Source organism: Hydrogenophaga sp. 2FB (assembly GCF_005503365.1).
Taxonomy (GTDB): domain Bacteria; phylum Pseudomonadota; class Gammaproteobacteria; order Burkholderiales; family Burkholderiaceae_C; genus Hydrogenophaga.
Map to the genome: position 1 here is coordinate 19,305 of NZ_SCML01000067.1, position 14,501 is coordinate 33,805.

Annotated in this window: 12 protein-coding genes; 9 read left to right on the forward strand and 3 right to left on the reverse strand. The window is 68.1% G+C overall.

The features are described 5' to 3' along the window. The first annotated feature begins 1 nt into the window (after position 1). From FFS09_RS26990 to FFS09_RS27010, 5 genes are all read left to right on the forward strand, one after another. Complete coding sequence (locus FFS09_RS26990) at positions 2-2,392, forward strand: CHASE2 domain-containing protein (RefSeq protein WP_171020219.1); 2,391 nt, start codon at positions 2-4, stop codon at positions 2,390-2,392. Between the two features lie 250 nt (positions 2,393-2,642). Then, positions 2,643-3,218: a hypothetical protein gene (locus FFS09_RS26995; RefSeq protein ID WP_137922005.1), complete on the forward strand. Its 576-nt coding sequence runs from the start codon at positions 2,643-2,645 to the stop codon at positions 3,216-3,218. A 140-nt stretch (positions 3,219-3,358) separates the two neighbouring features. After that, positions 3,359-4,372, forward strand: a complete 1,014-nt coding sequence (locus FFS09_RS27000; protein WP_137922006.1) for a TRAP transporter substrate-binding protein — start codon at positions 3,359-3,361, stop codon at positions 4,370-4,372. 84 nt (positions 4,373-4,456) lie between these two features. Next, a complete protein-coding gene (locus tag FFS09_RS27005) occupies positions 4,457-4,978 on the forward strand; it encodes a TRAP transporter small permease (protein ID WP_137922007.1) in 522 nt (173 codons plus the stop codon). Beyond that, positions 4,975-6,270 (forward strand): TRAP transporter large permease, encoded by a 1,296-nt coding sequence (locus tag FFS09_RS27010; RefSeq protein ID WP_137922008.1) that lies wholly within the window; start codon positions 4,975-4,977, stop codon positions 6,268-6,270. Before FFS09_RS27005 ends, FFS09_RS27010 begins: the two co-directional genes overlap by 4 nt. Here FFS09_RS27010 and FFS09_RS27015 read toward each other — a convergent pair. The 3 genes from FFS09_RS27015 to FFS09_RS27025 are packed head-to-tail and all read right to left on the reverse strand — an operon-like array spanning position 6,247 to position 9,406. Beyond that, positions 6,247-7,575, reverse strand: coding sequence for a mechanosensitive ion channel family protein (locus FFS09_RS27015; protein WP_137922009.1), 1,329 nt, complete (start codon positions 7,573-7,575; stop codon positions 6,247-6,249). The genes FFS09_RS27010 and FFS09_RS27015 overlap by 24 nt on opposite strands. Before the next feature lie 25 nt (positions 7,576-7,600). Further along, the gene (locus tag FFS09_RS27020) at positions 7,601-8,407 is read right to left on the reverse strand and encodes an enoyl-CoA hydratase (RefSeq protein ID WP_137922010.1); all 807 of its coding nucleotides are present in this window, start codon (positions 8,405-8,407) and stop codon (positions 7,601-7,603) included. 45 nt (positions 8,408-8,452) lie between these two features. Continuing rightward, the gene (locus FFS09_RS27025) at positions 8,453-9,406 is read right to left on the reverse strand and encodes a histone deacetylase family protein (RefSeq protein WP_137922011.1); all 954 of its coding nucleotides are present in this window, start codon (positions 9,404-9,406) and stop codon (positions 8,453-8,455) included. A 26-nt stretch (positions 9,407-9,432) separates the two neighbouring features. On the opposite strand from FFS09_RS27025, the gene FFS09_RS27030 reads away from it, so the two are divergent. From FFS09_RS27030 to mltB, 4 genes are all read left to right on the forward strand, one after another. Then, positions 9,433-10,353 (forward strand): AAA family ATPase, encoded by a 921-nt coding sequence (locus FFS09_RS27030; protein ID WP_137922012.1) that lies wholly within the window; start codon positions 9,433-9,435, stop codon positions 10,351-10,353. Then, complete coding sequence (locus FFS09_RS27035; RefSeq protein WP_137922013.1) at positions 10,350-11,327, forward strand: DUF58 domain-containing protein; 978 nt, start codon at positions 10,350-10,352, stop codon at positions 11,325-11,327. Before FFS09_RS27030 ends, FFS09_RS27035 begins: the two co-directional genes overlap by 4 nt. Continuing rightward, positions 11,324-13,342, forward strand: a complete 2,019-nt coding sequence (locus FFS09_RS27040) for a transglutaminase TgpA family protein (protein WP_137922014.1) — start codon at positions 11,324-11,326, stop codon at positions 13,340-13,342. The genes FFS09_RS27035 and FFS09_RS27040 overlap by 4 nt, the downstream gene beginning before the upstream one ends. Next, positions 13,339-14,501 (forward strand): lytic murein transglycosylase B (gene mltB, locus FFS09_RS27045; RefSeq protein ID WP_171020214.1); only part of this gene is annotated, 1,163 nt, incomplete at its 3' end. The genes FFS09_RS27040 and mltB, both read left to right, overlap by 4 nt.

Consider the following 14,501-nt stretch of genomic DNA (forward strand, 5'->3'; position numbering starts at 1 on the left):
CTTGAACACACGGCCCGCCGAATCGACCTCGTCCCAGTGGCTGGAGCCGCCGAGACGCGCGCGCCGCCCGCAGAAGCGGTGGTTCGAATGGGGCCTGCTATCGGCTGCTCTGCTGGCCTGCGTCGTGGCGCTGAGCTGTTCGCGCGGCCTGGAACACATCGACCTGGCGCTTACCGACCAGTTGGCGCGGCTGAGCGAACAGCAGGTGTCGCCCGAGATCGTGATCGTCGCCATTGACGACAAGAGCCTTGCAGAAATCGGCCGCTGGCCCTGGCGGCGTGGCTTCCATGCCGCGGTGCTCGACCGCATCACCGCCGCCGGGCCGCGCGCGGTGGGTCTGGACCTGATCCTGGTCGAACCGGACCACGCCGACACGGCGGACGACGCGTTGCTGGCCGAGGCCATCGCGCGCAGCGGCAAAGTGGTATTGCCGCTGATGCTGATGGACCGGCAAGGCACGGGCAGGCTCTCGCGCATGGACCCCGCGCCCGCGCTCGCCGAGCGCGCTGCCGCGATCGGCCACATCCACCTCGAAATCGATAGCGATGGCATCGTGCGCAGCACCTTCCTCCGCGAAGGCTCGGGCGGCTCATGGTGGCAACACTTCGCCGCCGCCACGCTGCGCGTGGGCGGCTTCGCCCTACCCGATCCCTTACCGGGCGAACGCGCGCCCGCCGCCCAGCAAGTGGGCGCGTGGCAGCGCGACCACTGGATGCAGATTCCGTTTGCGGGCCCGCCTGGCAGCTATGAGCGCGTGTCCTACGTCGACCTGCTCAAGGGCAAGGTGCCGCCCGAAAAACTCGCCGGCAAATACGTGCTGGTGGGCGCCACCGCCGCGGGCATGGGCGACGCCTATGCCACGCCGCGTTCGGGCCAGGGCGAGTTGATGCCGGGCGTGGAAATCTCGGCCAACGTGATGAACTCTCTGTTGCTCGACCACCGGCTCGAACGCGCCGCCGCCTGGCAAGACGCGCTGTTCAACATGCTGCCGGTGGCGCTCGCGCTGCTGGCCGTGCTGTTGCTGGCACCCACGGCGTCACTGCTGACCTGTGCCGCGCTGCTGGTGGCCACGCTGACCGCCACCGCGCTCGCCCCGTCGCTGGCGGGCCTGCAATTCGCGCCCACGGCAGGTCTTCTGGGTGTGCTGCTGGCCTACCCGCTGTGGGTGTGGCGGCGCTTGCGCGCGGCCATGGGCTACCTGATCGAAGAATTCCAGCGCATGGAAACGCGCCGCGAGTTGCCGACCATGTTGCCCGCCTCGCGCTCCGGCGACGTGCTCGACCGCCACATCGATGCGCTGGAGAACGCGTCCGAGCAACTGCGCAACCTCAACCGTTTCGTGAGCGAAACGCTCAACAGCCTGCCCGATGCCACGCTCATCGCCGACACCCAGGGCCAGGTGCTGGTGGCCAACCAGGCCGCCTACCGCTACTTCGGCAAACAGAACGTGACGCGGCTGCGTGGCCGCCCTTTGAGCGAGCTGCTCGGAGGTGTGCGGCGCACGGGCACACAGCAGCCGGTGTTCGACGTCGCGCAATTGCGCGAGCACACCCAGCCCTGGGGTTCCGAAGCGCGCGATGCGGCCGGGCGCGACCTGCTCGCGCGTTTCGTGCCGTGCTTCAACACCGACGGCCTGACCACGAGCTGGATCGCCAGCCTGGTCGACATCACTCCCATCCGCGAAGCCGAGCGCCAGCGCGACGTGGCGTTGCGCTTCATCTCGCACGACATGCGCTCGCCACAGTCCTCGATCCTGGCGCTGCTGGAGTTGCAACGCCTGCACCCGGCGCAACCGATGCAGCCCGACACCCTGGGCCGCATCGAGCGGCATGCGCGCCGCACGCTCGATCTGGCCGAAGAGTTCGTGCAGTTGGCCAAGGCCGAGTCCAGCGCGTACCGCCTGCAGACCGTGGATCTCACCGACCTGCTGGACGAAGCCCTGGACGAGGTGTGGCCGCAGGCCCAGGCGCGCCAGGTGGGCCTGGAGGTGCAAAGGCCCGAGGAGCCCGCCCTGTGCGAAGCCGATCGCGGCCTGCTCACCCGCGCCATCGCCAATCTGCTGGGCAATGCCGTGAAGTACGGCGGTGAAAAGACCCAGGTGCGCTGCGCCGTGCGGCGCACGCGGGACGGTTGGCAGGTCAGCGTCACCGACCAGGGCCCGGGCATGACGCTGGAACAGCAGACGGCCTTATTCCAGCCCTTCACGCGGCTCACCCCCGACCAGAGCACCACGCGTGGTGTGGGCCTGGGCCTGGTGTTCGTGCGCACCGTGGTCGAACGGCATGGCGCACGCATCGAGGTTCACAGCCAGCCGGGGCATGGCGCCACGTTCCAGTTCACGCTGGCCGCCAGCCCGTCCCACGCCACGGCGAAGCCACCTGCGCTGGGCTGAAACGAGGTCGATGCGGTGCCCGTGGCAGGCACTGTGTTATCCGACTGTTAAACCGTTTGAACATCGAAAGGCGCGTCGCTAACCTGCCATCACGTTCCGATCCCATTGCAGAAGTCCCATGAGCCTCTCCTCCGTCAGCCGAGCACACCACCGCCTACCGACCGCGCGGTGCATGACGGCCGTTGCGCCAGAACCCGCATGTCCGCCCGACCTTGCACCGCCTGTTCTGACCCACGACGAGTACCGCCGCATGACGACCCCCCGCTCCGCCGAACACCTGATGACCACGATGCGCATGATCGGCCGCGCGGTGCGCCTGCTGTTCAGCCGCCAGGAGCCCGAGCGCGCGCAGGCGCTGGCGATCGAACTGGCCGCATCCACGTCCAGCTTCGGCAGCCTGGACGACCCTGTGCGGGCCTGGGAGCCCGCGCTGCAGACCGATCGTGGCCTGGGCCGCGCGCGTCGGTTGCAACGCCTCACCCACAGCCCCGTCTGGCACAGCGATCACATGGGTTCGCACAGCGGCGGTGCGCCGGGCAACAGCGCCGCCGATTACCTGTTCACCGCCGTGATGAACCTGGCGCACCAGATCCCGCTGACCGATGAGCTGCACATCTTTCGCCTGTGGTACGTCGCCACGCGCGCGGTCAACCCGCCCGACAACGCGCTGCGCCTGTTCGGCGATCTGCGCGACCTGCCCGCCCACCAGCAACTGGCCGCGGGCGCGCGCATGCTGTTCACGCTCGAATCGGGCCTGGCGCCCCGCGGCACCCCGCGCGCCCGGCTCAGCACGCCCCACGCGGTGGCGCTGCCCTTGCGCAAATAAGCCCTCGCGCCCACAACTGTCGTCGAAACGACCATTGGCAAACCACGCGGTCGGCTAATTCGGGTAAGTCTGGGGATCGGTATCGCGGGGAGTTCCTTATATTGGGCCGCGTCTGCATCCCAATACCACGGAGTACCCGCATGAAAACTCGCCATGTGTTCGCTGCTGCCCTGTCCACCGCCGTGCTGGCCTCTGGCGCGGCATCGGCCCAGACCGTGTTCACCGTCTCCAGCTGGCTACCGCCCACCCACACGCTGAGCACGGCGCAAAAGAGCTGGTGCGACCTGCTGGAGAAAGACAGCGCGGGCCGCATGAAGTGCAACACCCTGCCCAAGGGCGTGGTGGCCGCGCCCGGCACCTTCGACGCGGTGCGCGACGGCCTGGCCGACATTTCCTACACCGTGGACGGCTACACCCCCGGGCGTTTCATCAACACCCAAGTGGCCGAATTCCCCTTCCTGGGCGACAGCGCCACCGCCACCTCGCTGGCGTACCAGCGGGTCTACAGCAAATATTTCGCACCGCTGGGCGAACACCGGGGCGTGAAAACGCTGGCCGTGTTCACGCACGGCCCCGGCATCATCTTCACCGTGAAGCAGCCGGTGGCCAGCGCGGCCGACGCGGCCAAGCTCAAGTTCCGCATCGGCGGCGGCAACATCAACGAACTCTCCAAGGCCATGGGCTGGAACACCACGCTCAAGCCCGCACCCGAGTCGTTCGAAATGCTCTCCACCGGCGTGATGGACGGCACCTTCTTCCCCGATGAATCGGTGGTCTCGTTCAAGCTCAGCATGGTCAAGCACGCCACCACCTTCCCCGGCGGCCTGTACAACACCAGCTTCGTCTTCATGATGAACGAGGACAAGTACAAGGCGCTGTCCGCGCAGGACAAGGCCGTGGTCGACAAGATCTCGGGCGAGACCGCCGCGCGCATCTTCGGCGAGGGCTGGGACCGGGTGGACGCCTCCAGCCGCGAGCAGCAGAAAACCCAGGGCGTCACGCGCATCACGGCCGACGCTGCCTTCGTGCAGGCGGTGAAGGACAAGCAGGCCGCGCTCGAAAACAAATGGGCCGAGGCCGCGCAAGCCAAAGGGTTGAAGGACCCGAAAGCCGTGCTCGCCGAGTTCCGTGCCGAAATCGCGAAGGTGAAGTAAACGCCCATCTCCCCAAGGCCGGTCGGGCAGTCGGTTGCACACTGCCCCGCCGGCTTTTTCACATCCGGACGAAGAACCCCCTTCATGCTCAAGACGTTGGAACGCATCCTGCTCTGGTCCACCGGCCTCATGGCGGCCATGGCACTCTTCACCATCATGTGGCTCACCCTGGTCGACGTCACCGGGCGCCGCTTCTTCAACCACTCGGTGCCGGGTGGGCTGGAGCTCACCGAAATCCTCATGGTGATCGTGATCTTCGGCGCGCTGCCCATGGTGTCCTGGCGCAACGAACACGTGGTGTTCGACTCGCTCGACGGCGTCCTGCCCGACTGGGTGCGCGGTATCCAGGCGCGCGTGGTGCACATCGTTTGCGCGGGCGGCTTCGGTTTTCTCGCCTACCTCATGACCACGCGCGCCGACCGGCTCGCTGAATACGGCGACACCACCGTGCACCTGCAACTCTCCATCGCGCCCGTGGCCTGGATGATGGCCACCATGCTGGCGGTCACCGCGCTGGTGCACCTGCTGTTCGTGTTCGTGCCGGTGCCCGTGCCCTCGCCGCACCATCCGCCGCCCGCCCAGTTCGACAACGGGACCACGCCATGATCGAAGCCACCCTGGGCTTCATCGCCGTCTTCGCGCTGGCGCTGTTGCGCATTCCCCTGGCCCTGGCCATGAGCATCGCCGGCCTGGTCGGGCTGGGCCTCATGCGCGGCTGGCACCCGGCCTTCGCCAGCACCAGCCAGGTGATCTTCGAGACCGGCTTTGCCTACGTGCTCTCGGTCATTCCGCTGTTCGTGCTGATGGGCAACTTCGTCGCGCGCGCCGGCATGGCGCGCGAGCTGTACGGCGCGGCCAATGCCTTCGTGGGCCACCGCAAGGGCGGGCTGGCCATGGCCAGCGTCATCGCCTCCGGGGGGTTTGGCTGCATCTGCGGCTCGTCGATCGCCACCGCCGCCACCATGACGCGCGTGGCCTACCCCGAGATGAAGCGCCACGGCTACAAGGACACGTTGTCCACCGGCTCCATCGCCGCGGGCGGCACGTTGGGCATTCTGATCCCGCCATCCACCATCATGGTGATCTACGGGATCATCACCGAGACCGACATCGGCAAGCTGTTCATCGCCGGCGTGTTGCCCGGCCTGGTGGCCATTGCCTGCCTGTGCACCGCCGTGGTCTACATCACCTGGCGCGACCCGCAAGCCGGCCCGCCCGGTCAACGCTTCAGCTGGGCGCAACGGCTGGCGGCCATCCGCGGCATCTGGGCGGTGGTGGTGCTGTTCGCGCTGGTCATCGGCGGCATCTATGGCGGCGTGTTCACCGCCACCGAAGGCGCGGGCGTGGGCGCCTGCGGGGCCTTCTTCTTCGCGCTGTTTCGGGGCGCGCTCACGCCGCGCGTGCTGATGGACATTCTGGTGGAGAGCACGCGCACCACCGCCATGCTGTTCACCATCCTGATCGGCGCGATGATCTTCACCAGCTTCATCAACTTCACCAGCATGCCGGGCGACCTGCGCGACTTTCTGCTGCAGTTCAGCCCGCACCCGATCATGGTGGTGGTCGTGATGATGGCGATCTACGTGGCGCTGGGTCTGGTGATGGAAGAGCTGTCGATGGTGCTGCTGACCATTCCGGTGTTCTTCCCGGTCATCACCGGCCTGGGCTTCGACCCGGTGTGGTTCGGCGTGCTGATCGTCACCATCGTCGAGATCGGCATGATCTCGCCGCCCGTGGGCATGAACCTGTTCGTGATGAACTCGCTACTGCCTCAGGTCAAGCTCAAACACATCTTCCAGGGCGTGTGGCCGTTCGTGGTGGCCGACATCGTGCGCCTGTGCATCCTGATCGCGTTTCCGGCGCTCGCGCTCTGGTTACCCAGCTTCATGACCCACTGAATCCGGCGGCATCGCTGGCGTCGGCATTTCCTTGATGTGCAGCACGCGCTGCGGGTACGGCATCTCCACACCGTTCTCCTGCAGCAGCTGCAGCACGCGGCGGTTGATCTGCGACAGCAGCCTGAGCTGCACCGCGGCATCGCCCGAGTTGATCCAGTAGCCCACGGTGAACTCCAGGCCGTTGGCGCCGAAGGCCGAGAGCGATGCCTGTGGCTCGGGGTCTTTCAACGCAGCCTCCTGTTCACCCACCGCCTGCAACAGCCACTGGCTCACCTGCTCCACGTCGCTGCCGTAGGCCACGGTCACCACCGTGGTCTGCCACACGCGCGTGAGCGCGGAGGACAGGTTCTCCACCCGGTTGATCACCATCAACTCGTTGGGCACGATGGACTCACGCCCCGCCGCCGAACGGATCACGCTGTAGCGCGTGTTGATGTCGAGGATGCGGCCTTCAAAGGTGTCGACCTTCACGTTGTCGCCGATGCGCAGCCGGCGTTCGGCCAGGATCACGAAGCCACTGACGTAGTTGGACGCGAGCTTCTGCAAACCAAAGCCGATGCCCACGCCGATCGCGCCGCTGAACACCGACAGCGCGGTGAGGTCGATGCCCACGGCGGAGAGCGCCACGATCAGGCCCACGAACAGCAGCAGCGCGCGCGTGGCATTGCTCACCGCCTTGCGCATCGACAGGTCACCACCGGTGGCCTTGCGCAGCAAGCGCGTTTCGATGGCGGACGATACCCACAGCGCGAGGATCATCACCGCGCCCGCGGTGATGACGCCTTCGAGCAGGGTGCGCAGGCTCAGTGTGGTCGATCCGATCTTCCAGGTGATGTCTTCCAGCTCGGCCAGCACCACCGGCAGAAGGCCGCTGACCCACAACACCATGGCCAGCCAGGCCACCCAGGAAATGGTGCGCTCCAGCGCGCGCACCCAGGGCGCGGTGGTGAACGCGGCCTGCAACACCTTCACGCCCACGCGGATCACGACCAGCGAGACCAGCACGGGAATGGCGACCTTGAACGCCGCCAGCGGCAGGAACTTGGTGACGATCGCACGCGCGATGTAGCCCAGCGTGAGCAGCACCAACGGGAACATCACGCCATCGATCAGGCGGCGACCGAACAGCACCGAGGTCTTGTCGTCCTGCATGCGCAAGGCGTTGCGCAGCACGTAGCTGAAGCCCCAGGCCACGCCGATGCAGATCAGCAGCGCGGCCAGTTCCACCAGCACCGTGGGTTGCGTGAAACCGGCGAGCCAGGCGCCGAGGTCGTCGATGGGTTTGGGAGAGGCGGAAGGATTCATGTCGGTTCGTATCGGTGCATTGAAGTCAGCCACGCCAGCTCGGCGCGCGCTTGTCGATGAAGGCCTGCACGCCTTCCTGCGCCACGTCGTGCGCCATGTTGCAGGCCATGCTCTGGCCGGCGAGCTGGTAGGCCGACTCCATGCCGGTTTCGAGTTGTCGGTAGAACAGCGCCTTGCCCGTCGCGATGGCCTCGCGCGGTTTGCTGAGGATGCGGTCCACCAGCGCCGCCACTTCCGCGTCCAGCGCATCGGGCGCCACCACGCGGTTCACGAGACCACGCGTGCGGGCCTCGTCGGCCGAGATGAAATCGCCCGTGAGCAGCATCTCCATCGCCTGCTTGGGCAGGATGTTGCGCGAGAGCGCCACGCCCGGCGTGGCGCAGAACAGACCCACGTCGATGCCGTTGACGCCGAAGGTCGCGTTGTCGCTCGCCACCGCGAGGTCGCACTGCGCCACGAGCTGGCAACCGGCGGCCGTGGCCAGGCCCTGCACGCGCGCGACCACCGGCACCTCCAGCTTGCGGATGGCCAGCATGAGGCGCGAACACTGCGCGAACAGCGCCTGGTAGTAGCCCAGCTCGGGCGTGGCGCGCATCTGTTTCAGATCGTGGCCGGCGCAGAAGGCACGGCCGTTCGCGGCGATCACGACCAACCGCGCCTGCGGATCGGCGGCCACCGCGTCCACCGCCGCCTGCAACGCGGACAGCATGGCCTCGGACAACACATTGAAACTGCGCGGCGTGTTCAGCGTGAGGGTGTGCACACCGCGCGCATCGCGCGACTGCAACAACACGGGCTCGTCGGAATGAGGGGGATGGGTCGGCTCGGTCATCGGAACATTATCGGACGCCCTCGCATCTCGAAAGTTCATACCTTTTCAGACCCCGGCCAACACGCGCAGATGCGCCTCCACACTGCGCCCGAGCGCGCTCAACGCATAACCGCCTTCGAGACAGCTCACGATGCGGCCCTTGGCGTGGCGCTGCGCCACTTCCTTGATGCGCTCGGTGATCCAGGCGTAGTCCTGCTCCACCAGGCCCATCTGCGCCATGTCGTCCTCCCGGTGCGCATCGAAGCCCGCGCTCACGAAGAGCATCTGCGGCTTGTGCGCCTCCAGCCGGGGCAGCCACATCATGTCGACCAGTTCGCGGATCTCCATGCCCCTGGTGTAAGCCGGCACCGGCAGGTTGCACAGGTTGCTCGCGGTCGAGTGCTCGCCCAAGGGATAGAACGGGTGCTGGTAGAAGCTGCACATGAGGATGCGCTCGTCCCCGGCGACGATGTCTTCGGTGCCATTGCCGTGGTGCACGTCGAAGTCGACGATGGCCACGCGCTTCAAGCCATGGCGCTCCAGCGCGTACTTGGCGGCCACCGCCACGTTGTTGACGAAGCAGAAGCCCATGGCCTTGTCGCGCATGGCGTGGTGGCCTGGTGGGCGCACGGCGCAGAAGGCATTGGCCAGTTCGCCGGCGATCACCGCGTCGGTCGCGTCGAGGGCCGCGCCCGCGGCCAGCAGGATCGCGTCCCAGCTGTGGGTGTTGATGGAGGTGTCGGGGTCGACCTGCGCGTGGCTCGGGCCGCCGGCGGCCATGTCTTCGCGCAATTGTTCGCTCAGGCCGCGCAGCGCGGCGAGGTGCATGCGGCCGTGGGCGAGTTCGAGGTCGGCCAACGGGGCGGGTGTGGCTTCGCGGCGCTCCAGCGCAATGTCCAGCCCGCTCATGAGCAAGCGGTCTTCGATGGCGTCGAGCCGTTCGGGGCATTCCGGGTGACCGGCGCCCATCTCGTGCCTCCAACATTCCTTGTGGGTGAAGTACCCGGTGGCCTGACCCATGGCGGTTTTACGGTATGGTTCGCGGCATGCACGCCGACACAAGAATTCAACTTCTGCTGAGCCAGCTTAACACGGTGATCGTGGGCAAACCACAGCAGGTTTCGGACTGCGTGGCATGCCTGTTGGCCGGGGGACACCTGCTGATCGAAGACGTCCCTGGTGTGGGCAAAACCACGCTCGCGCACGCGCTGTCGCGCTCCTTCGGCCTGCAGTTCTCGCGCGTGCAGTTCACGGCCGACCTGATGCCCAGCGACCTGGTGGGCGTGTCGATCTACGAACGCGGCCGCGAAGACTTTGTCTTCCACCCCGGCCCGGTGTTCGCCCAGGTGCTGCTGGCCGACGAGATCAACCGCGCCAGCCCCAAGACCCAGAGCGCGCTGCTCGAGGCCATGGAAGAAAAGCAGGTGACCGTGGAAGGCGAGACGCGCGCCCTGCCCCAGCCCTTCTTCGTCATCGCCACGCAGAACCCGCACGACCAGTTGGGCACCTACGCCTTGCCCGAGTCGCAGCTCGACCGTTTTCACATGCGCCTGTCGATCGGCTACCCCGACCGCGCGGCCGAGCGCGAACTGCTGCGCGGCCAGGACCGGCGCGACATGCTCGAACGCATGCCGCCCGCGCTCACCCCGGCCGACCTCGCCGCGTTGCAGCACACCGTGAGCCAGGTGCACACCGCCGACCCGGTGCTCGAATACCTGCAGGACCTCGTGGCCGCCACGCGCAGCGGGCGCTGGTTTGCGCAAGGCCTGTCGCCGCGCGCCGCGCTCGCCGTGGTGCGCTCGGCCAAGGCCCAGGCCTACCTGAGTGGGCGCGACTACGTGGCGCCCGACGACATCGCCGCCATCCTGCCGCAGACGGTGGCACACCGCCTCACGCCGGTGCGCGATGCCGGGCGCGGCCCCGTGGAGCAAGTGCGCGCAATGCTGGAAGCCGTGCCCTTGCCGTGAAGCTCCCGTCCCTCCGCGCCCGCATCCAGACCTGGTGGCACAACCGCCTGCCGCGCCGCGACACCCTCACGCTGACCCAGCGCAACGTCTACATCCTGCCCACCCGCCCGGGCTGGATGCTCGCGCTCACGCTGTTGCTGCTGCTCGTGGCCAGCATCAACTACCAGCTGAATCTGGGCTACCTGCTCACCTTCCTGCTTGCCGGCAGCGCGGTGGTGGGCATGTACGTGTGCCATGGCAACCTGCGCGGCATCACGCTGCACCTGAACCCGCCCGACCCGGTGCACGCCAGCCAGGCCACCGTGCTGGAGATTCGCCTGACCAGCGAACGCAAAAGCATGCGCTACGGCATCGGCATGGGTGTGATCGGCGCGGACCTGGCGCACGCCCCACTGGCCTGGACGGACGTGCCCGCCCAAGCCAGCACCACGCTGCAGGTGAGCTGGCCCGTGCCCGGGCGCGGCTTGCACGCGCTGCCGCCACTCAACGCGCTCACCCTGTTCCCGCTCGGCACCTTCCGCGTCTGGGCGGTGTGGCGTCCCGCTGCCACCGTGCTGGTCTACCCCGAGCCGGAAAGCCACCCACCGCCGCTGCCGCCGGGCGAGCCGCAAGCCGGCAGCTCGGGCAGCGCGCGCGTGCAGAGCACGGGTGAGTTCGACGGCGTGCGCGCCTATCGACGCGGCGACCCGATCAAGGCCGTGGTGTGGAAGAAAGCCGCGCAGGCCTTCGCCGCCGGGCGCGACGAACTCGTGAGCCGCGACGCGCTCTCCACCCAGCGCCAGCAACTCTGGCTCGACCATGCGCAGTGCGGCCACAGCGGTCTGGAAGCGCGGCTCTCTCGATTGACCGCCTGGGTGCTGATGGCCGACCGCCTCGGACTCGACTACGGCCTGCGCGTGCCCGGCCGCGAGATCGCCCCGGACCAAGGCCCGGCGCACCGCGCCCGTTGCCTGGAGGCCTTGGCGCTGTGTTGAGCAAAACCCTTTCTGCCCTGCCACGTGACACGCGCGACACGCTGTTCCTGCTCGCCGTGGTCGGCTGGGTCGTCGCCATGCAAGTCGCCCACATTCCCTGGTGGTGCAGCGCACTCACGGCAGGCGTGCTGGTCTGGCGCACCACGCTGGCCTTGCGCGGCCTGCCGCTGCCGGGCTGGCCGGCGCGCCTGGGCCTGCTGGTGATCACCATGGTGGCGACCTGGGCCACGCACGGCACGGTGCTCGGGCAGGACGCGGGCGTCACGCTCGTCGTCGTGTTGCTCGCGCTCAAGACCCTGGAAATGCGCGCGCGGCGCGACGCCTTCGTGGTGTTCTTCCTCGCCTTCTTCACGCTGCTCACGCACTTCTTCTACTCGCAGTCGCTGCTCACGGCGGCGGGCATCCTGATCGCGCTGCTGGGCCTGCTCACCGCGCTGGTCAACGCCCACATGCCGGTGGGCCGGCCGTCATTGGCGCAGGCGGCGCGCATCGCGGCCGGCATGGCCGCCATGGGCGCGCCGATCATGCTGGTGCTCTTCCTGCTGTTCCCGCGCCTCTCGCCGCTGTGGGGTGTGCCCGGCGACGACCGCGGGCGCAGCGGCCTCTCCAGCACCATGCGCGTGGGCACCATCGCCGAACTCGCGCTGGACGACAGCATCGCCCTGCGCCTGCGCTTCGAAGGCAAGCCACCGCCCCAAAGCGAGCTGTACTTCCGCGGCCCCGTGCTCAGCCATTTCGACGGCGTGGAATGGCGCCCGACCCGCACCGAGTTTCCCGCACGCCTGGCGCTGCAAAGCGAACTGAGCGTGGCGGGCGAGCCCGTCCGCTACGAGGTGACGATGGAGCCGAACCGCCGACCCTGGCTGTTCCTGCTCGAAGCCGCATCGCAAGCGCCCGAGGTGCCCGGCATGCGCGTGCGCATGACGAGCGAACTGCAGTGGCTCACCGACCGTCCCATCGGTCAACTGGTGCGCTACAGCGCGATCAGCCACACCACATTCCGCCACGGTCCGCTCGAGCCGGCGCTGGCGCTGCAAGACCACGTCGCCCTGCCACCCGGCACCAACCCGCGCACACTCGAACTCGCGCAACAACTGCGGCGTGAACACGGCGGCGGCCCCAGCGCCACGCCGCGCCTCGTCAACGCGGTGATGGAACGCCTGCGCACCGGCGGCTACGTCTACACGCTGGAGCCCGGCGTGTACGGCCAGCACACCGCCGACGAATTCTGGTTCGACCGTCGCCAGGGTTTCTGCGAACACATCGCCAGCAGCTTCGTCATCCTCATGCGCGCGCTCGACATCCCGGCGCGCATCGTCACCGGCTACCAGGGCGGTGAGCTCAACGGCGTCGATGGCTACTGGACCGTGCGCCAGCGCGACGCCCACGCTTGGGCCGAGGTGTGGCAACAGGGCCAGGGCTGGGTGCGCGTGGACCCGACCTCCGCCGTCGCCCCCGGGCGCACCGGTTCGCTGCAGCGGCTGAGCGCGCCCGAAGGCGCCTTCGCCGGCGCGATCCGCAACTTCAACCCCACCCTGGCCGCGCAACTGCGCGCCACCTGGGAAGCGATCAACAACAGCTGGAACCAGTGGGTGCTGAACTACACCCAGGGCAGCCAGCTCGACCTGCTCAAGAACCTGGGCTTCAAGTCGCCCAGCTGGACCGACCTGGCGACCGTGCTGATCGGCGTGGTGGTCTTCGTGAGCCTGCTCGGCGCGGCCTGGACGTTGTGGGAGCGCCAGCAGCACGATCCCTGGCTGCGCCTGCTGCAGCGCGCCCGCGCGCGGCTCGCCGCCCTGGGCCTGGACAGCGCCGACCACACACCGCCACGCGAGCTCGCGAAACGCGTGCAACAGCGCTGGGGCAAGGCCGACGCGGCCCAACGCATTGCACAATGGCTGCTGCAACTCGAAGCCCAGCGGTACAGCCGCCCGGGCGCCCCCGACACCCCCACGCTGGCCGCGCTGCAACGCGCGTTCCGGCAACTGGCCTGGCCCCGAAAAGAATCCCGTTGAAAAACGCCCTCGCCTTCCTCTTCACGTCGTCCGCGTTTGCGCTGTGCCTCAACGCCAGTGCGCTGGCACAGTCCAGCGCAAAAACGCGCCCCACACCGGCCAAAGTGCCCGCCTACAGCTACGCGCAAAGCGCGACCGCCATGGCCTTCGCCACCGATCTCGCCGAGCGCCGCAACCTCGACCCGGCCTGGGTGCAGAAACAGATCGGCGCGGCCCAGCGCCTGCCCAGCGTCATCCGCCTCATGCAACCCGCGCCCAGCGGCACGCCCAAGAACTGGGCCGCTTACCGCGCGCGCTTCATCGAACCCGTGCGCCTGCGCGCCGGCCAGCGTTTCTGGGAAGCCAACCGCGACACGCTGGCGCGCGCCGAGGCCGAATACGGCGTGCCCGCCAGCCTGATCGTGGGCGTGATCGGCGTGGAGACGCTCTACGGCCAGCACACCGGCAACTTCCGCGTGATCGATGCGCTCACTACCCTGGCCTTCGACTTTCCCGCCAACCACCCGCGCGCGGCCGCCCGCAGCGAGTTCTTCCGCAGCGAGCTCGAACAATTCCTGAGCCTGGCCGAACGCACCAGCACCGACCCGCTGACCTACCTGGGCAGCTACGCCGGCGCCATGGGCTGGCCGCAGTTCATGCCCAGCAGCTGGGTGAAATACGCCATCGATTTCGACGCCGACGGCAAGGTCGACCTCTTCAACAGCCAGGCCGACGTGATCGGCTCGGTGGCCAACTACTTCAAGTCCTTCGGCTGGCAACCGGGCGTGCCCACGCACTACCCGGTGCGCCTGGACCCGGCGCAGAGCAAGGAAGACTTCGAAACCCTGCTCGCCCCCGACATCCTGCCCAGCTTCGGCGTGGCCAGCTTCACGGCCAAGGGTGCGGTGCTCGAAGGCCCGGCGCTGGAGCACACCGGCAAGTTCGCGCTGGTGGAGTTGCAGAACGCGGGCGCGCCGTCCAGCTACGTGGCCGGCACCGACAACTTCTACGTGGTCACACGCTACAACTGGAGCAGCTACTACGCGCTGGCGGTGATCGAACTGGGCGAGGCGGTGCAGGCGCTGCTGCCCCGGCCACCGTCCACTCAGGGCGTCTCGGTCGCCTCACCGGCGCCGGCCACCGCGGCACCGCCGCCGGCACCCACGCCCAACCCCACCCC